At 71.5% G+C, this 18118-nt stretch carries 15 protein-coding genes; 8 read left to right on the top strand and 7 right to left on the bottom strand.

Annotated elements, in window-relative coordinates:
- Nucleotides 1-3: 3 nt before the first annotated feature.
- Both scpA and ACZ67M_RS24210 read right to left on the bottom strand, forming a co-directional pair.
- Nucleotides 4-2184, bottom strand: a complete 2181-nt coding sequence (scpA, locus tag ACZ67M_RS24215) for a methylmalonyl-CoA mutase (RefSeq protein WP_361356177.1) — start codon at nucleotides 2182-2184, stop codon at nucleotides 4-6.
- Nucleotides 2184-3995 (bottom strand): methylmalonyl-CoA mutase family protein, encoded by a 1812-nt coding sequence (locus ACZ67M_RS24210; RefSeq protein ID WP_392015051.1) that lies wholly within the window; start codon nucleotides 3993-3995, stop codon nucleotides 2184-2186. The genes scpA and ACZ67M_RS24210 overlap by 1 nt, the downstream gene beginning before the upstream one ends.
- 348 nt (nucleotides 3996-4343) lie before the next feature.
- On the opposite strand from ACZ67M_RS24210, the gene ACZ67M_RS24205 reads away from it, so the two are divergent.
- The 3 genes from ACZ67M_RS24205 to ACZ67M_RS24195 all read left to right on the top strand — a co-directional run bounded on the left by ACZ67M_RS24205 (nucleotide 4344) and on the right by ACZ67M_RS24195 (nucleotide 8070).
- Nucleotides 4344-5354, top strand: coding sequence for a DUF6215 domain-containing protein (locus tag ACZ67M_RS24205; RefSeq protein ID WP_467321430.1), 1011 nt, complete (start codon nucleotides 4344-4346; stop codon nucleotides 5352-5354).
- A gap of 164 nt (nucleotides 5355-5518) precedes the next feature.
- Nucleotides 5519-7747, top strand: coding sequence for an MMPL family transporter (locus ACZ67M_RS24200; RefSeq protein WP_469852686.1), 2229 nt, complete (start codon nucleotides 5519-5521; stop codon nucleotides 7745-7747).
- Nucleotides 7748-7887: 140 nt separating this feature from the next.
- Nucleotides 7888-8070 (top strand): DUF6480 family protein, encoded by a 183-nt coding sequence (locus ACZ67M_RS24195; RefSeq protein WP_125490339.1) that lies wholly within the window; start codon nucleotides 7888-7890, stop codon nucleotides 8068-8070.
- Nucleotides 8071-8083: 13 nt separating this feature from the next.
- Here the strand turns inward: ACZ67M_RS24195 and ACZ67M_RS24190 are convergent, their stop codons facing one another.
- The gene (locus ACZ67M_RS24190) at nucleotides 8084-8572 is read right to left on the bottom strand and encodes a MarR family winged helix-turn-helix transcriptional regulator (RefSeq protein WP_392237690.1); all 489 of its coding nucleotides are present in this window, start codon (nucleotides 8570-8572) and stop codon (nucleotides 8084-8086) included.
- Nucleotides 8573-8681: 109 nt separating this feature from the next.
- Between ACZ67M_RS24190 and ACZ67M_RS24185 the strand changes: the two genes are divergently transcribed.
- On the top strand, nucleotides 8682-9107 hold the full coding sequence (locus ACZ67M_RS24185; RefSeq protein WP_361356187.1) for a Rid family hydrolase: 426 nt from the start codon (nucleotides 8682-8684) through the stop codon (nucleotides 9105-9107).
- Nucleotides 9108-9325: 218 nt separating this feature from the next.
- Here ACZ67M_RS24185 and ACZ67M_RS24180 read toward each other — a convergent pair whose 3' ends face one another.
- Entirely contained in the window at nucleotides 9326-10294 is a 969-nt protein-coding gene (locus ACZ67M_RS24180) for a DUF3500 domain-containing protein (protein ID WP_469852683.1), read from the bottom strand.
- Nucleotides 10295-10495: 201 nt separating this feature from the next.
- Between ACZ67M_RS24180 and tsaD the strand changes: the two genes are divergently transcribed.
- On the top strand, nucleotides 10496-11566 hold the full coding sequence (gene tsaD, locus ACZ67M_RS24175; protein WP_392014995.1) for a tRNA (adenosine(37)-N6)-threonylcarbamoyltransferase complex transferase subunit TsaD: 1071 nt from the start codon (nucleotides 10496-10498) through the stop codon (nucleotides 11564-11566).
- A 128-nt stretch (nucleotides 11567-11694) separates the two neighbouring features.
- A complete protein-coding gene (locus ACZ67M_RS24170) occupies nucleotides 11695-12273 on the top strand; it encodes a dienelactone hydrolase family protein (RefSeq protein WP_361356193.1) in 579 nt (192 codons plus the stop codon).
- Here ACZ67M_RS24170 and ACZ67M_RS24165 read toward each other — a convergent pair.
- Complete coding sequence (locus ACZ67M_RS24165; protein ID WP_469852682.1) at nucleotides 12266-12865, bottom strand: TetR/AcrR family transcriptional regulator; 600 nt, start codon at nucleotides 12863-12865, stop codon at nucleotides 12266-12268. The genes ACZ67M_RS24170 and ACZ67M_RS24165 overlap by 8 nt on opposite strands.
- A 95-nt stretch (nucleotides 12866-12960) precedes the next feature.
- Here ACZ67M_RS24165 and ACZ67M_RS24160 point away from each other — a divergent pair, with 95 nt between their 5' ends.
- Nucleotides 12961-14223 carry an NADH:flavin oxidoreductase/NADH oxidase family protein gene (locus tag ACZ67M_RS24160; protein WP_469852681.1) on the top strand — a complete coding sequence of 421 codons (1263 nt, stop codon included), beginning with the start codon at nucleotides 12961-12963 and terminating at the stop codon, nucleotides 14221-14223.
- 77 nt (nucleotides 14224-14300) lie between these two features.
- On the opposite strand, the gene ACZ67M_RS24155 is transcribed toward ACZ67M_RS24160, so the two are convergent.
- Together ACZ67M_RS24155 and ACZ67M_RS24150 are read right to left on the bottom strand one after the other, a co-directional pair.
- Nucleotides 14301-15236 carry an acetoacetate decarboxylase family protein gene (locus tag ACZ67M_RS24155; protein ID WP_469852679.1) on the bottom strand — a complete coding sequence of 312 codons (936 nt, stop codon included), beginning with the start codon at nucleotides 15234-15236 and terminating at the stop codon, nucleotides 14301-14303.
- Nucleotides 15237-15322: 86 nt separating this feature from the next.
- On the bottom strand, nucleotides 15323-17212 hold the full coding sequence (locus ACZ67M_RS24150) for an ATP-binding cassette domain-containing protein (protein ID WP_469852677.1): 1890 nt from the start codon (nucleotides 17210-17212) through the stop codon (nucleotides 15323-15325).
- A gap of 300 nt (nucleotides 17213-17512) precedes the next feature.
- Here ACZ67M_RS24150 and ACZ67M_RS24145 point away from each other — a divergent pair, with 300 nt between their 5' ends.
- Nucleotides 17513-18070 (top strand): dihydrofolate reductase family protein, encoded by a 558-nt coding sequence (locus ACZ67M_RS24145; RefSeq protein ID WP_392014985.1) that lies wholly within the window; start codon nucleotides 17513-17515, stop codon nucleotides 18068-18070.
- Nucleotides 18071-18118: the final 48 nt, after the last annotated feature.

Below are 18118 nucleotides of genomic sequence, written 5' to 3'. Positions count from 1 at the left end.
GGCTCACAGCTCGTCGTGCCCGAGACCGGCCGCCAGCCGTCCCACCAGGTCACGGGCCGCGTCCGGGATCACCGTGCCGGGCGGGAACACGGCCGCCGCGCCCATCTCCAGCAGGGTCGGCACGTCCTGCGGCGGGATCACTCCGCCGACGACGACCATGATGTCCTCGCGCCCCTCCTCGGCGAGCGCCTCGCGCAGCGCCGGGACGAGGGTGAGGTGCCCGGCGGCCAGGGACGACACCCCGACGATGTGCACGTCCGCCTCGACCGCCTGGCGGGCCACCTCGGCCGGGGTCTGGAACAGCGGGCCGACGTCCACGTCGAAGCCGAGGTCGGCGAAGGCGGTGGCGATGACCTTCTGGCCGCGGTCGTGGCCGTCCTGGCCCATCTTGGCGACCAGGATGCGCGGCCGGCGGCCCTCGGCGTCGGCGAAGGCGTCCACCACCGCCCGGGTGCGTTCCACGGCCGGCGACTCGCCCGTCTCGTTGCGGTACACACCGGAGATCGTACGGATCTGACCCGCGTGCCGCCCGTACACCTTCTCCAGGGCGTCGCTGATCTCCCCCACGGTCGCCTTCGCGCGAGCCGCGCGCACCGCCAGCTCCAGCAGGTTGCCCTCGGCGCCGGCGGCCCGTGTCAGCGCGTCCAGCGCGTCCCGGCACGCGGTCTCGTCCCGCTCCTCGCGCAGCCGCCGCAGCTTGGCGATCTGCCGGTCGCGCACCGAGGAGTTGTCGACCTTGAGCACCTCGATCTGCTCGTCCGAGTCCACCCGGTACTTGTTCACGCCGATCACCGGCTGCCGCCCGGAGTCGATCCGCGCCTGGGTGCGGGCGGCGGCCTCCTCGACCCGCAGCTTGGGGATGCCGGCGTCGATGGCCTGCGCCATGCCGCCCGCCCCCTCGACCTCCTGGATGTGCTGCCAGGCCCGGCGCGCGAGGTCGTACGTCAGCTTCTCCACGTAGGCGCTGCCGCCCCACGGGTCGATCACGCGGGTCGTGCCGGACTCCTGTTGGAGCAGCAGCTGCGTGTTGCGGGCGATGCGCGCGGAGAAGTCGGTGGGCAGCGCGAGCGCCTCGTCGAGGGCGTTGGTGTGCAGCGACTGGGTGTGGCCCTGGGTGGCGGCCATCGCCTCCACGCACGTGCGGGTGACGTTGTTGAACACGTCCTGCGCGGTCAGCGACCAGCCGGAGGTCTGCGAATGCGTACGCAAGGAAAGCGACTTGGCGTTCTTCGGGTCGAACTGCTTCACCAGCTTGGCCCAGAGCAGCCGGGCCGCCCGCAACTTGGCGATCTCCATGAAGAAGTTCATGCCGATCGCCCAGAAGAACGACAGCCGGGGCGCGAAGGCGTCGACGTCCAGGCCCGCTTCACGCCCGGCCCGGATGTACTCCACCCCGTCCGCGAGGGTGTACGCCAGCTCCAGGTCGGCCGTCGCGCCAGCCTCCTGGATGTGGTAGCCCGAGATGGAGATGGAGTTGTAGCGGGGCATCCGCTGGGACGTGTACGCGAAGATGTCGGAGATGATCCGCATCGACGGCTTCGGCGGGTAGATGTAGGTGTTGCGGACCATGAACTCCTTGAGGATGTCGTTCTGGATGGTCCCGGCCAGCTTCTCGGGTGGCACGCCCTGTTCCTCCGCCGCCACGATGTACAGCGCGAGCACCGGCAGCACGGCGCCGTTCATCGTCATCGACACCGTCATGCGGTCCAGCGGGATGCCGTCGAACAGCTGCCGCATGTCGTAGATCGAGTCGATCGCCACGCCCGCCATGCCGACGTCGCCGGTCACCCGCGGGTGGTCGCTGTCGTAGCCGCGGTGGGTGGGCAGGTCGAAGGCGACCGACAGGCCCTTCTGCCCTGCCGCCAGGTTGCGGCGGTAGAACGCGTTGGACTCCTCGGCCGTGGAGAAACCCGCGTACTGACGGATCGTCCACGGCTGGTTGACGTACATCGTCGGATACGGCCCGCGCAGGTACGGGGCGACGCCCGGGAAGGTGTCCAGGAAGTCCAGACCCTCCAGGTCCTGCCCGGTGTACAGCGGCTTGACCGTGATCTGCTCCGGCGTCTCCCAGCGCAGGTCGTCGCCGTCGGCGGCCTTCTTCACGGCCGCACGCCACTCGTCGAAGGCGTCGGCGTCGGCGGTCGGAGTCCCCAGCTCGATCGCGGAGAAGTCGGGGATGGACATCAGGACACTCCCATGCGGTCGAGGGTGGCGGACAGCACGGCGACGGCGTCGCAGCCCGCGAAGACGTAGGTGTCCACGCCCGTGTACGGGCCCGGACGGCCCGCGAGGAACACGTGCTCGGCGCCCGCCTCGCGCAACGCGGCGGCGGTGGACTCGGCCTGCTCCCCGTACAGCGCGTCGCTGGAGCACAGGCACACCTCCCGCGCCCCGCTCGCACCGAAGTCCCCGTCGGTGACGGCTTCGATGCCGCCGGCCTGGAAGAGGTTGGCGGCAAAGGTGAGCCGGGCGGTGTGGGCGGCGGCCGGGCCGAGCGCGGCCAGGTGGACACGGGGCCGGGCGCCGGTCGCGGCCAGGTGGGCATCCGAACGGGCACGCAGCACCTCGAACGCCTCGTCCCGCCGCACCCGGGGCAGGCCCCCGGACGGAGGTTCGGGCGCGGGCTCGCGCACGACGGGTTTCTCGGCCAGGTGCGGGAACTCGCTGACCCCAGTGACCGGTTCCCGCCGCTTCGCCAGCTTCGCGCTGCGCACGGCCCAGGTGTCCGCCAGCCGTTCGCCGACCGTCCCGGAGCGCAGGGCGGCCGCCTGCCCGCCCGCCCGCTCGATGTCCTGGAAGAACGTCCAGGCGGCGTCGGCCAGTTCGTCGGTCAGCCGTTCCACGTACCAGGAACCGCCCGCCGGGTCGATCACCCGGGTCAGGTGCGACTCCTCGATCAGGATGGTGGAGGTGTTGCGGGCGATGCGGCGCGCGAACGCGTCCGGCAGACCGAGCGCGTGGTCGAAGGGCAGCACGGTCACGGCGTCGGCGCCGCCCGTCCCGGCGGCCAGGGCGGCGACCGTGGTACGCAGCATGTTCACCCACGGGTCTCGGCGCGTCATCATCACCGGCGAGGTCACCGCGTGCTGAAGCTGCGCGCCCTCGCGCGGCGCGCCGCAGACCTCCGCCACGCGCGCCCACAGCCGGCGTGCGGCACGCAGCTTGGCGATGGTCAGGAACTGGTCGGCGGTCGCGGCGTACCGGAACTCCAGCTGGGCGAGGGACTGGGCGATGTCCAGTCCGGCCGCCGTCAGGTCGCGCAGATAGGCCAGGCCCGTCGCCAGGGAGCAGCCCAGCTCCTGCGCGGCCGAGCCACCGGCCTCGTGGTAGGGCAGCGCGTCCACGGTCAGCGCCCGCATTCCGGGGTGGCGCTCGGCGCACAGCCGGGCCAGCTCGGTCACGGGCGCGGTCTCGTACGACCTGCCGGTACGGGCCTCGTGGCCCAGCGGATCGCCGCCGAGGTTGCCCCGCACGGTGTCCGCCGGGACGCCCCGCTCCTCGTGCAGGCGCAACAGGGCACGCGCGGCCGGCTCGAAGGCGTCGCCCGCCTCCAGGACGACGGGAGCCAGGTCGAGGTAGACGCCGTCGAGGGCGCCGTCGAGCGCGGTGACCGGGATGCCGGCGGACTCGCCGACGACCAGCCACAGGGAGGTGACACCGTTCTCGAGGTCGGTCATGACCGACGCTCCCTCGGCCACGGTGTGCCGCTGGCGCACGTCCCAGCCGCCGATGCGGGCGGCCTGGGCGCGGCCGCCGCGCACGAAGGGCGCGAGGCCCGGCAGACCGGGGTCGGGGGCGGCGTCACGCGCGGTGTACAGGGGGCGTACCCGCAGGCCGTCCTCGAGCGCCGTGGACAGGGCGGCTTCCGCCTCGTCGTCCGGCACCTCCCTGCCCGACTTGCGCAGCACGCCCGCCACCAGGTGCTGCCACTGCTCGTGTGTCACGTGAGGGAACTCGGCCGCGAGGTCGAGTCCGTCGTCAGGCAGGAGCGTCATGCTCGGATGTTAGGTCAGGTCGCTCGAGGCGCAGCAGAGGGAGCGGTTGTGACCTTGTTCTCTCCGCGGGTGTGACATGAGCCGCTCACGCGCCCGCTGTGAGAGCGGCCTGCCGCCGGCCGCGGCTGCGGCAGCGGAGATGGGCAAGCGTGGCCCGGTTCCGGGCATCGGCGGCTGCCACCCGGGCGCGGTCGTACGGAGCGGGCAGCATCGGGACGTCCAGCAGCTCACGGCCAGGAAGCCCGATGCGGTGGCGTCCCGGACGATGCGGTCGCGCACTGAACCGTCCGAGCCGGAACTGTGGCTTCCACCACAGCCAATGCGATCTTGTCCTGCTGAGATTGCCGGATGCTCGGTTTCCTCCTCCGGCTCCTGCCCTTCTGGGTACGTGAGCCGCTGCTCATCGTGGTCGGGGCCGTCTTCGGCGTTCGCCTCCTGCATCTCGCCCTCCGCGACGACGCATGGGTGCCGGCCGGGATCGGTGCGGTGTTCCTGGTGTTCACCGCGGTGCGCGTCCACACGGTGGTCCGTGCCCTGCGCGCCCGCCGGAACCCGGGCCCGGCGGCCTCGGCGGACGGGACGGCGACCGCCGCCCCTGTGCAGGCGCAGGCGCAGACTCACGCTCCAGCAGCGCAGCGTCCCACTCCGTCCGCCCCGGAGAAGGAACCCAACGCGTGGGCCCAGGCCTTCGCGGCCGTGGCCGTGTTCGCGGCGCTCGGGGCCGCGGTGTGGCTGGGCCCGCGTCTTCAGCCCTCAGGGAACGACAGCACGCCGCAGGCCGCCTCGTGTTCGAGCGGGGAGGACGAGAAACTGCCGGGCGCCTACGCGAAGAACCCCGAGGCGGTGACGGGCGACGAGCTGTGCAAGGCACTCAACGTGCCCGACCTGGCCCGGCTCCTGGGAACCCCCGCCGAGACCGCCACCGTGGCGTCCGGCACGAGCAACACCGCGCCCCTGACCGACGGGAAGGTCGCCCAGCCGGAGGCCGAGGTCCAGTTCGACACCTACACCGTGAACGTCTCGGCCACGTACAACAAGCTGTCGATCGCCCAGTACGTGAACCTGATGAAGTACGGGGAGGAGACGGACGTCAAGAAGCTCGTGGTCCTCGGCCGGCCGGCGGTCCTCGCCTCGGACCACACCATGAGGATCGAGATCAATCTCGGGAGCGGCGGATCCGGCGGACCGGTCGAGCAGGGCCCGCCGGCCAGAACGCTGTCCGTGGCCTTCGACGCGAAGGACCGGGGCGGCTACTTCGACATCACCGTGTGGAGCGAGACCGGAGCCCTCCCGGACGACACCGCGCTCCTCGACATCGCCGAGAAGATCCTCCCGACGCTCCCCGAACGGAGTGTGTGAGAGCGGTCGGGAACGCTCGAATCCAAGGTGCGAGATTTACCTGACACTGTCAGGTAAATCTCGCACTGCCAAAGCCCCTTGCTGCCTGGATACCTTCAGGGCCACACCCGCCACCACCCGCGCGGGCCCAGGGTTCACTCCGTCAGAATGCAAGGAGAAAGTGCGTGTTTGAACGCATAGCCGAATTGGCGATCCGCCGGTCCCGGCTGGTACTCGTCATCACCGCCGTGGCCGTGGTGCTCATGGGAGTCCTGGGCGCCGGCGCGTTCGGCAAGCTCCTGCCCGGTGGCTTCGACGACCCGTCCTCCCAGTCCAGCAAGGCCAAGACGGTCATCGGCGAGAAGTTCGGCGGGGAGTCCAATCTGGTCCTGCTGGTCCGGGCCCCCGAGGGCGGCGTCGACGCCGCGGCCGTCGAGCGGCAGGGCACGAAACTGGCGGCCGACCTGAGGAACGAGGACACGGTCGCGAACGTCGTCTCGTACTGGGACACGGACAACCCGGACCTCCGTTCCAAGGACGGCAACCAGGCGATGGTGCTCGCCCATGTGAAGGGCGGTGACACCGAGGAGCGGGAGAACGCCAAGGAGATCATCGACGAGTACACCGGTGCGAAGGGCGCCGGGCTCACCGTCGAGGCCGGCGGCACCGCCGCCGTGGGCGACGACATGGGGACCTACTCCTCCGAGGACCTCGTCCTGGCCGAGGCGATCGCGCTGCCCCTGACCCTCCTGCTGCTCCTCTTCGTCTTCGGCAGTGTGGTCTCGGCCCTGCTGCCGCTGGTCATCGGGCTCATCGCGATCGTGGGTACGTTCGCGGAACTCTTCCTCCTCGGCAGCGCCACCAGCATCTCCATCACCGCCACCAACCTGACCACCGCCCTGGGACTCGGCCTCGGCATCGACTACGCGCTGCTGATGGTCAGCCGGTTCCGCGAGCGGCTCGCGAAGGGCGCGAGCGTGGACGACGCCGTCCGGCACACCGTGCACACCGCCGGCCGTACGGTCGCCTTCTCCGCCGCCACGGTGGCGGTCGCGCTCGCCGCACTGCTGGTGTTCCCCCAGTACTTCCTGCGCTCGTTCGGGTACGCCGGGGTCGGTGTCGTCGCCATCGCCGCCATCAGCACCCTGTTCGTGATGCCGGCCCTGCTCAAGGTCCTGGGGCACCGGGTCAACAAGGGGCGGCTGCCCTGGGCCGGGAACGCGAAGCGGCAGGACTCCGGGCTCCCCTTCTGGGGCCGGCTGGCCCGTACGGCCGTGCGGCGTCCCGCCCTCACCGCGCTGCCGGTCCTCGCGGTGCTGTTGCTGGCGGCGAGCCCGCTGCTGGGCATCACCATCGGCATCGCCGACGAGCGCTCCCTGCCCGAGGACGCCAAGAGCCGCCAGGTCTCGGCCGCACTGGAGAAGAACTTCAACGGCAGCGACGCGGCGGCCATCCACGTGGTCATGGACGAGGCGGTCGACAGGGCGCCGCTGGACGCGTACGCGGGCAAGCTCTCCGAGCTGGACGGAGTGGTCCGCGTCGAGGCGTCCACCGGGACCTACACCGACGGTCGTGCCGCCGCGCCCGGTCCGCGCAACACGGCGCTCGGCCGCCCCGAGGCGCAGCGGATCAACGTGGTGAGCGACCTGACGCCGATGTCGGACGCCGCCCAGGACCTGGTCAAGGACGTGCGAGCGGTCGAAGCGCCCGGGGGGACGGACGCCTTGGCGGGCGGCAGGGACGCCGCGCTGGTCGACTCCAAGGACTCCATCACCAGCCTGATTCCGCCGGCCGGCGGCCTGATCGCCCTCACCACCTTCATCCTGCTGTTCCTGTTCACCGGCAGCGTGGTGCAGCCGCTGCGGGCGCTGGTGCTCAACATCGTCAGTCTGGGAGCGGCCCTCGGCGTCATGACGTGGATGTTCCAGGACGGTCACCTCTCCGACCTGTTCGGCTTCACGCCGCAGCCGATGGAGGTGTCGATGACGCTGCTGATGTTCTGCATCGCCTTCGGCCTCTCGATGGACTACGAGGTGTTCGTCACCAGCCGGATCAAGGAGCTGCACGACGAGGGCGCGGACAACGAGACCGCGGTGGTCGACGGGCTCGGGCACACGGGACGCATCGTCAGCGCGGCGGCCTGTCTGCTGGCGGTGAGCTTCTTCGCCTTCGGGACGGCCGGCATCAGCTACATGCAGATGTTCGGTCTGGGCAGCGGACTGGCCATCCTCATCGACGCCGTCGCCGTCCGCGGGGTGCTCGTGCCCGCCGCGATGCGCGTGCTCGGCCGCTCGGCCTGGTACGCGCCACCGTTCCTGCGCAAGGCGCACGACCGCTTCGGTCTCAGCGAGGGCGGCCACGAGCCGGCGCCCCCGGCGCAGCGGAGGCACGAGAAGGACCCCACGGGAGTCTGATCCCGGCGACGGTGATCACCCCGGCGGTGCCCGGTCCCGGCAGTGACAGTCATGTCACCGCCGGGACCTTCGTGCTCCGGGTCCGCGGGGGTGTGCGGGCAGCGGATGCGTTCCCCGGGTGTCTGAAGGAACCTGGAACCATGACAGAACCGCTCGTACCCCCTCAGGAGACCCCTCCCGTCGAAGGCTCCACGGCGGAGGCCCACGAGGAGCGCCCCGACGGCGGCATCTGGGAGCACCCCCGCATCTGGACGTGGATCATCCTCATCGGCGCGGTGATCTTCGCCGCCTTCTTCGTCGCCCGCGCCGTGTCACTGATGTGACCGGCTCCGCCCGTCAGCCGAAGTCGTCGGGGACGATGCGGAGCTTCTGCGCGATGCGCGCGAGGGCCTTCTGGTCCGTGGTGTTGAGCGAGTCGAGGACGACGCGGCGTACGGAGCGCAGGTGGGTGGGGGCTGCCAGGTGCACGGTGTCGAAGCCGGTGTCGGTGAGTTCGGCGAGCGTGTAGCGGCCGTCCGCCGGGTCGGGGGTCCGTACGATCCAGCCCCGCTGTTCACAGCGTTTGACGACGTTGGACAGGCGGGAGAGCGACCCGCTGGCGAGGAAGGCCAGCTCTCCCATGCGCAGCTTGCGCTGCGGAGCCTCGGAGAGGTGGCTGAGCACGAGGTACTCGAACAGGGTGAGGCCGTGCTCCTGCCGCAGCGGTGACTCCAGCTTGCCGGGCAGCAGCAGGACGAGGGAGATCAGCCCCGTCCACGCCGACTTCTCCTGCTCGTCGAGCCATCGCAGCTCCTGATCGTCCTCATGTTCCCCGGTGTCGCTCACGAACCCTCCGCCATCACTTTGCGCTTGAAGTCATCGGTTGCTAGTCTCACTTTACGCGTGAAGTCATGTAACGAGAAACGCGGCCCTGCGGACAGGAAGAGGGACCACCATGAGTACCGTCACTTTCGGCGTCACCCCGGGCTTCGGTGAGAAGCTCCACGAGGCCCTCGGCTACAGCGGAGCCGTCCGCGTCGGCGACCGGGTGGAGATCTCCGGCCAGGCCGGCGTGGACGACGATCTCGTCATTCCCGACTCGCTGGAGGACGAGATCGTCCAGGCCTTCGACAACGTGGAGCGCACGCTCGCCACGGTGGGCGCGACCTGGAAGGACGTCATCCACGTCAACTCGTACCACAAGGTCGCGCCGGGGGACGACGTCATCGGCGACGACCACAACAGGGTCATGGCCGAGCAGTTCCGCCGTCGCCTCGGCGGCCGCGCGCCGATCTGGACCGAGACCGGCGTCACGGTCCTCGGCCTCGCCGCCATGCGCGTGGAGATCCGCGTCACCGCCATCGCCGGATCCGGGAACTGAACGGGGCGGCACCGCCCTAGGGCCTGTCTGACAATTCCCGTCGTCGCCCGGAGGGCGGCCTCGCGGCGTCAGGTGCGTGCTCTCGCCGTGCCGGGCGTAGAGCCTCGTACTGGATGTACTTGGCTCTGCGCCCGGTGCGGCGAGAGTGCGTGCATGGCGTCGCGGGGCTGGGGGCACCTCCCGGCCGGAGGCTGGGGGAGGGAATTGTCAGACAGGCCCTAGGCGTGCTGCTCCGAGTAGTGCCTCCGGAGCAGGTCCGTTCCCCAGTCGTGGCGGACGTGACGCCAGACCGAGTGGGCGTGATTGCCGTCGTCCTGGGTGTTGTCGTACTCGATGAGGAAGTCCGGGGCGCGGACGCAGTAGTAGTGCCGGTCTCCGGGGGCTAGGCCGCCGGCCCAGGCGAAGGAGACCGAACCCAGTCCGCGGGTCACCGCGTCCAACCAGCACTCCCGCGCGTACGCCGCGGGCGCGCGGTCGAGATAGCGGCGCACCAGGGACTCCAGCAGGCGCTGCTGACCTGGCGTCATACGGTCGTGGGCCAGGCCGTCCGGCAGGACGGTCGGATCGGCGAAGGGATCGTCCCGGGTCAGGATGTCGTCCGGCGGCACGGCGGCGAAGACCGCCTCGGCCCGCGCGCCGCCGTCCAGGCCTGTGATCAGCTCCCTGGCCAGGTCCTCCTCCGGGCCCAGGAGCCGGCGGCCGGCTTGGGGGCCGCTGCCGATGCGGGCCGGTTCCGAGCCGACGAAGTGCGGCGTCACCCGGATCCCGGCCGCCGTGACCAGGACGTGCACCGCGAGGTGGTGGCCGTTCATCCGCCAGCCCCACGGTTCGTCGCCGTCCGGGTCGCCCAGCAGTCGCACCCAGTAGCGGTCCGCGCCCACGGGCCCCTGCTGGGCGCGGCGATGCCGTTCCACCTCGATCGCCCCGCGCGCCAGCTCCGCTCCCGGCGCACTGTGCGCCGTGGCCAGGAGCGCGTCTACCGCCTCCCGCTGCCCGGCGTCGAGTCCTTCGGTGGAGAGCCCCGGGCGCGGGCCCGGCAGGTAGGTCCACTCGCGCAGCTCCGGCGCGTCCAACCGGCCGGGGCCCGAGCGCAGTTCACGCACCTGCTCCGGCTCCAGGGCGGCCAGCAGCGCATGTGCCGCCTCCCGCATCCCGGAGGCGATGTGCTTCGACGGAATCTCGCCCACGCTTCTCCTTCCGCCGACGGCCGCGCGGCCGGCGACGGGCTTCATTCTGCGCGCGGAATCCCGCCCCCGCATGCCTCCGCGGTCAGGAAGCGCTCGCGCCGCACCCGCTCGCCGTCGCCCTCGGACGCACCGGACGTGTCTGCCCGTATCTATTGCGCATATATTGCAGTTGCAGATCGCATGCAGAAGGAGATGGGCCCGATGGGCGGACCAGTGGTACTCGGGATCGAGTCCTCGTGCGACGAGACCGGAGCCGGAATCGTCCAGGACGGAAGGCTGCTCGCCCACGTCGTGGCGTCGAGCATGGACGAGCACGCCCGCTTCGGCGGGGTCGTGCCCGAGATCGCCGCCCGGGCGCATCTCGAGGCGTTCACCCCGGTCGTGCGTGAGGCCCTCGACCGGGCGGGCCTGGGACTCGGCCGGATCGACGCCGTCGCCGTCACGACCGGCCCCGGGCTCTCCGGCGCCCTCCAGGTCGGCCTCGCCGGAGCCAAGTCGCTCGCCTACGGGGCGGGGGTGCCGCTGTACGGGGTGCATCACCTCGCCGGACACGTCGCCGCGGACACGCTGGAGCACGGGCCGCTGCCCACACCGTGCGTCGTGCTGATCGTCTCCGGCGGACACACCTCGCTGCTCCTCGTACGGGACCTGGTGCGTGAGCCGATCCTGCACCTCGGGGACACCCTCGACGACGCGGCGGGGGAGTGCTTCGACAAGGTCGCCCGCATCCTCGGTCTGCCCTATCCGGGCGGACCCGCGATCGACCGGGCGGCACGGGAGGGCGACCCCCGCGCCGTCGACTTCCCCCGCCCCCTCACGCGCCCCGGCGACGATCCGTACGCCTTCTCCTTCTCGGGGCTCAAGACGGCCGCGGCCCGATGGGTCGAGCGGCAGCGGCTCGGCGGCGAGGAGGTGCCGGTGGCCGACGGTGCCGCCGCCCTTCAGGAGGCCGTCGCGGACGTGCTGACCCGCAAGGCGCTCGCCGCCTGCCGTGCCCACGACGTGCGGACACTGATCGTGGTCGGCGGTGTGGCCGCGAACTCCCGGGTCCGGGGCCTGGCCGAGGAACGCTGCGCCGCGGCCGGGATCGAGCTGCGCGTGCCGCCCATGACGCTCTGCACGGACAACGGCGCCATGATCGCCGCCGTCGGTGACCTCCTCGTCCGCGCCGGCGCCGAGCCCGCGCCGCTTGAGGTGTCCATCGATCCGTCGGCGCCGCTGGAGTACGCCTCCCTGACCCCGCTCCCGGCCCTCCGGCCGCGGGTCGCCTGATGCCGGGCGCCGGCCGGCGCCCAGCTCCTGCCCGGAGTGGGTGAGCGCCGAGCCGGACCGGATGTCAGTGCTCCCGGCCATACTCGTGCCGCGGCGCCACCCGGGCACCGTGGCACGAGGGGAGCAACATGGCTGAGGTGCTGGTCTTCCATCACGGACACGGGCTGACCGCGGGCGTCCGCGAGTTCGCGGAGCGGTTGCGACGGGCCGGGCACACCGTCCACGCCCCGGACCTGTACGAGGGGCAGGTGTTCGACACCCTTGAGGAGGGCATCGCCTACGCCGGGAGCGTCGGCTTCGGCACGATCACCGCGCGCGGAATCGCCGCCGCCGAGCAGCTGCCGCCCGAGGTCGTCCATGTCGGCTTCTCACTCGGCGTCCTGCCGGCGCAGAAGCTGGCCCAGACCCGCCCCGGCGCGAAGGGCGCGCTGCTGATCGAGTCGTGCGTCCCGGTCGCCGAGTTCGGCGGCGCCTGGCCCCGGGACGTCCCGGTCCAGGTCCACGGCATGGACGCGGATCCCTACTTCGCCGGGGAGGGCGACGTGGACGCGGCCCGCGCGCTCGTGGCGACGGCGGCGGACGGCGAGCTGTTCCTCTACCCGGGCGACAGGCACCTGTTCACCGACAGCAGCCTGCCGTCCTACGACGAAGGGGCCGCGGAGCAGGTCGCCCGTCGAGTGCTCGGCTTCCTCGACCGAGTCAAGTAGCAGGCACCTCGCGGACCGCCGGTGAGGCGGCGAACAGCGCGTGCACGGCAGCCCGGACCTGCGTGGCGACCACCTCGGGGGTGGAGGCGTCGAGCTTGCCGTCGAGGTGCAGGAACGCGAGACCGTGGACCAGGGCCCACACCGTGGTCGACAGGGCGTCCGCGTCCACCTCGGGGAAGGTGGCGCGGACGATGCCGCGGACGTACTCCGAGATGGCCGCGGTGGCGGCGACCCGTTCCTCGCTCGTGGGGTCGCAGGGCTCGGCGAACATCACCCGGAACAGAGCCGGGTGGTCGAGCGCGAACCGGACGTAGGCGACGGCGACCGCGGCGAGTTCGTCGGGCGTCGAGGGTGCGGGGTGGGCCTCGGCCAGGTACCCGGCCAGCTCGCGGTACCCCTCGGCGGCCACCGCGGAGACGAGGGCGTCGCGGTCGGCGAAGTGGCGGTAGGGGGCCGTCGCCGACACTCCGGCACGCCGGGCGACCGCACGCAGCGAAAGTCCGGCGCTGCCGTCCGCTTCGAGCAGCTCGCGTGCGGCACGCAGGCAGGCGGCGCGCAGATCGCCGTGGTGGTACGTGCTGGTCTGCGGCACAGGTCACACCTCTCTATGTTTACGGTGCTTACATCGTCGTCTAATGTGAACGATGCATACATCGTAGGTGGCCGAGACGAACGAGAGGAATCGGGATGACCAGCGAGCTGTTCTCGCCGCTGCCCCTGCGCTCCGGACAGGTGCTGAAGAACCGGATCGCCAAGGCGGCGATGGAGGAGAACCTGGCGGGCGACGGCCAGCTGCCCGACCGGCGGTTGCTGACGCTCTACCGGCGCTGGGCCGCCGGTGGCAGCGGGCTGCTGATCACCGGCAACGTCATGGTGCACGCCGAGGCGCTGACGGGCCCGGGAGGTGTCGTGCTCGACGAGAACGCTCCGCTCCGCCCGTTCACCGAGTGGGCCGAGGCCGGCAAGTCCGCCGGTGGCGCGATATGGATGCAGATCAACCACCCCGGCCGGCAGGTGACCTCCGACATGCCCGGCGTCGTGTGGGGGCCGTCCGACGTCGGCGTCGAACTGGGGCGGCACAGTGGCCGCTTCGGCCGTCCGGAAGCCATGTCCGCCGAACAGATCGACGCGACCGTGACCCGGTTCGCGGTCACCGCGCACCGTGCCGAGAAGGCCGGCTTCGACGGCGTGGAGATCCACGCCGCCCACGGCTATCTGTTGTCGCAGTTCCTGTCTCCCCTGGTCAACCGTCGCACCGACCGGTGGGGCGGGACGCCCGAGAACCGCGCGCGGATGCTGCTCGACGTCGTCCGCGCCGTCCGAGCCGCCGTCTCCCCGTCCTTCGTGGTCGCGGTGAAGCTCAACTCCGCCGACTTCCAGCGCGGCGGATTCGACGCCGACGACGCCCGTCAGGTCATCGAGATGCTCGAGCCGCTCGGCGTCGATCTGGTCGAACTGTCCGGCGGGAGCTACGAGAGCCCGGCGATGACCGGCCGCTCCGCCGACGCACGCACCCAGGCGCGCGAAGCCTACTTTCTGGACCTGGCGCGCGACCTGGTCGGCACCAGCCCCCTCCCGTTGATGCTCACCGGCGGCATCACGCGGCGGGTCACGGCGGAGCGGGTCCTCGACAGCGGTGTGGGCGTCGTCGGCATGGGCACCGCCCTCGCCGTCACTCCCGACCTGCCCGACCGCTGGCGGGACCAACGCGAGGCCGACCGGCAGATGGCGCCGGTGACCTGGTCCGACAAGGCCCTGGCCTCGGCCGCGGGCATGGCCCGGGTACGGCACCAGATGCGCCGCCTCGCCCGCGGAAGTGACCCCAGGCTCCGGATCCACCCGGTGTACACCCTGCTGTCCGAGCAGTGGAAGCAGCGCGGGGCGCTGCGCCGCTACCGTGCCTGGCTGTCGGCCTCGCGGGACGACGCGACGCTGCGCCGCCCCGCGTAGCCGGACCGCAGCTCAGCGAACCCCGTCGCCTTCGGGGTCGAGCGCCTCGTCCCGTCGGGCCATGGTGGGGCTCCCCTTCACCGGTCGCGGCTCCGGACCGAGGTGGGGACCGGCATGTGCAGGGCGAGCTGGCCCTCGGTCATGACGTCGAACCGGACCGCTCTCCTCGGCTTGAGCGAACGCAGTTCGTCCGCCATGCGGCCCTGACCGACCCGGAGGGTGAGGTCGCGGGGGAGTCGTGCCGTACCGGCCGACAGCACGTGGGTCTGGCTCAGGGTGGAGTGCCACGCGTCGTCGATCGTCGTGTACGAGGTGAGCGAGGTGACGCGCTCGCCGCTGGGGTGGGCGGTCTGCGCGGGCGTGGCCGCCGAGAGGGAGAGGTCGGTGCCGCCCGTGTCGTTGGCGACGCGCGCCGTCGTGCGGTCCGTGTCGATGTCGACGTCGAGGGTCGTGACCCACTTGGGGAAGCCGTAGCCGTCGTGGCCGCGGACCTGCGCGATCCGGGTGCTCACGGGCAGGGCCAGCACGTAGGAGTTGAGGTGTTCGTTCTTCAGTCCGGCGACGAGATCGAAGAAGCCGAGCCTGCCGTGGAGCGCCGGTTTGACGGCGATGCCGACGGCGGCCTCCGTGTAGAAGCCGATGTCGCAGACGTCGTAGCGGAAGAACATCACCGACACCAGGCCGAGCCCGGGCGCGACCTCCAGCGGTGCGAGCTCCTTCGGCAGCCGGGAGCGGATCGCCCGGGAGGGGGCCGGCATCGTCAGCCGGGCGGTCGAGACGCGGTAGTAGAAGTTCGGGGTGAGGGTGGGGCCGATGGCGGAGTCGACCCGCGTCTTCGGCAGCCGCCGGAAGAAGTCCACCCCGCTGACGCGGGGGTCGCGAGCGACCTCGTCGAGGTCGGTGTCCATCCGGTAGCGGTCGTACAGGCCGCCCCTGGGCACGGTGACCGTGCGGCCGCCCAGATCGACCTCAACCCCGTCCCGCCCGTCCGGTTCCTGTCGGCTCGATGGCATCGGAGCAGCTCCCTTGACTTATGTTGACAGTGCTTACATGACGCTAACCCGACCATGTAAGCACCGTCAACACTGGGGGAGTCCGGTCACCTGTCCTTGGCCAGGGCCACCAGTTCGGCGAACAGGCCGCCGGCGCCGACCAGGTCCTCGTACGTCCCGTGCTCGATGACCCGGCCCCGGTCCATGACCAGGACGCGGTCGGCCAGGCGGGTGTTCTCCAGCTGGTGGGTGACCACGATGGTCATGCGCTCGGCGGCGATCCGTTTGATCTCCAGGAAGATCGCGTGCTCGCCGCGGGCGTCCATCTGGGAGGTCGGCTCGTCCAGGATCAGCAGGGGTGTCCGCCGGTACAGCGCGCGTCCGCAGACCAGGCGCTGCCACTGGCCGCCGGAGAGTTCGGCGCCTCCCCACAGCTCCTTGGCGAGGAGGGTGTCGAGCCGCTGGGGGAGTTTCTCCACGGCCTCGCGCATGCCGACCGCGTCCACGACGTCCCACACGGGTCCGTCGTCGAAGGTCCTGGGCTGTCCGAGCGTGATGTTCTCGCGGGCGCGCAGGGGCCAGCAGGCGAAGTTCTGCGGGACGAGCGCGGTCCGTTTCCACACGGCGTCGGGGTCGGCGTCGGCGAGGTCGACCCCGTCCCAGGAGACGCGTCCCTTGTCGGCCAGGAGGATGCCGGTGATGAGTTTGGCGAGGGTGGACTTGCCCGAGCCGTTCTCGCCGACGATCGCCAGGATCTCGCCCCGGCGGAGCGCGAGCGAGACCCCGGCGACGGCCGGTTCGTCCTTGCCGGGGTACTGGTAGACCACTTCGTCGAGCCGGATCTCGTCCACCCGCTCGGGAATGGCCGACGTCCCCCGTCGGGGCGCGCGTTCGGCGGCCAGATCGAGGAAGGCCCGCATGTCGGCCAGGTAGAGCGAGGTGTGGAACATCGCCGCGCCGTGGACGACGAACTGGGACAGCGCCGCGAGCGTGGTCTGCACGGCGACGACGGCGGTGGCGGCGACGGGCAGGGCGACCCGGCCGCCGGCCGCCAGCCAGGCGAGGGTGGCCCAGGTGCCGAGCAGGAAGACCCCGCCCAGCGCGCTGGTGGAGAGCACGATGCGCAGCGTGCGCGGAGCCGCGGTCAGGGTGCGCCGGTCGATGCGGTCGGACAGGGCGCGGTACCAGTACAGGAGGTAGCCGGTCATGCCGTTGGCGCGGACCTCGTCGCCGTGCCGTGAGTAGGTCGCCCACCAGCGCATCATGGTGCGGACGTTGCGGTCGCCGACGTTGAGGTAGTGGGTCTCGTACGTGACGCGTGCGGACAGCACGGCTCCGGCGCCGGCCGGCAGGACGGCCAGCAGGAGCAGGGGCAGCATCAGCGGGTGCAGCGCGGTGATGACTCCGCTCGCGGCGACCATCCGGATCAGGGCGGACATGAACCGCTGGGCGTCCTGGACCATCAGCCGGGTGCGGGTCACGCCCACTTCGGCGGCCTCCTGCCGGTCGGCGAACCCGTCCTCGCCGTACGCCGAGGACTCCACCCGGCACACGGCGGCGACCAGCGCGACGTCCGCCTCGGTCGTGAGCAGGGGAGTGATGCGGCCGTCGGCGTAGGAGGACAGGGCGCCGCCGATCCGGCCGACGGCGGCCGCGGCCGTCACCACGACCAGGGCGGGCAGCGCATCGTCCAGGCGTTCGGAGACCGGGCCGGTGCCGAGGACGTGCGTCATGGCCCGAGCGGTGAACGCGAGGACGACGGCGGCCGCCACGCCGGTGAGCAGCTGACAGGCGAGGAGCAGGACGACACCGGCCCTGTCGACGGCCCACGCCAGCCGCACGGTGTGCCCGAGCACCGAGGGCAGGCGGCGGCACATCGCCGCGAAACTGGCGTCCGCCAGCGGGTTCTTGCCGTGCATCCCCCCGAAGGTGAGGGCGGCAGGCGGCGGAGGGGGCGGCGTTCCCTCGTTCGCGGTCGAGGCGTGAGTCGCAGTCACCTGCGTCCCTCCTGAAGGTCGGTACCGAGCCCCGACGGCTCGGTGGTGCCCGGCACAACGACGCGGACCCGGAATCGAACGCGCTCGATTCCGGACGCGCTGGATCCCTTGCCGCACAAGGGAGCGAACGGGGCGGCGCGTTGCTGGAGCCGGTTCCGCGCGCGCGGGCGTGGCCGAATCGCCGATGGTGGCCGGGGCGTCCGTCAGGGAGAGCGGCCGAACGATGAGTTCCGGGCCCTGCCGCGGTCATGATGCGCAGGACCGCTGACAGACTGACGCTGTCTCACTCGAAGGAGAGGCATGGCAAAGCTCATCTACTCGATGGTCACCTCGCTCGACGGCTACGCCGAGGCGGCCGAGGGCGACCTCGGCACCGGCGCCGAGGACCCGGAGGTGCACACCTTCATCAACGACCTCTTCCGCCCCGTCGGCACCTACCTCTACGGCCGGCGGATGTACGAGACGATGGTCTATTGGGAGACCGCGCACACCGAGCCCGGCCAGCCGCCGCACATCCTGCAGTACGCCCGCGACTGGCAGGCCGCCGAGAAGGTCGTGTACTCCACGACGCTCGAGTCGGTGTCCAGCGCGAAGACCAGGATCGAGCGGACCTTCGACCCGGAGGCGGTGCGCCGGCTCAAGGCCGAGGCCGAGGCTGACCTCACCGTCGACGGCCCCAACCTCGCGGCCCAGGCGATCGCGGCCGGTCTGGTGGACGAGTACCACCTGTTCATCACCACCAGCGTGGTCGGCGGCGGCAAGCGGTTCTTCCCCGACGGCGTACGCCTCGATCTGGAACTGGTCGAGGAGCGTGCCTTCGACAGCGGACTGCTCTACGCGCGCTACCGGACCCGCTGAACCGCACCGGCCGGTCTCACCGGTCCCGGACACCAGGGGGAAGGCGGT

The sequence above is a fragment of the Streptomyces sp. NPDC107500 genome (genome assembly GCF_055582785.1).
Note: the sequence above shows the minus strand (reverse complement) of the source record. Positions and strands in the feature narration are given on the sequence as shown.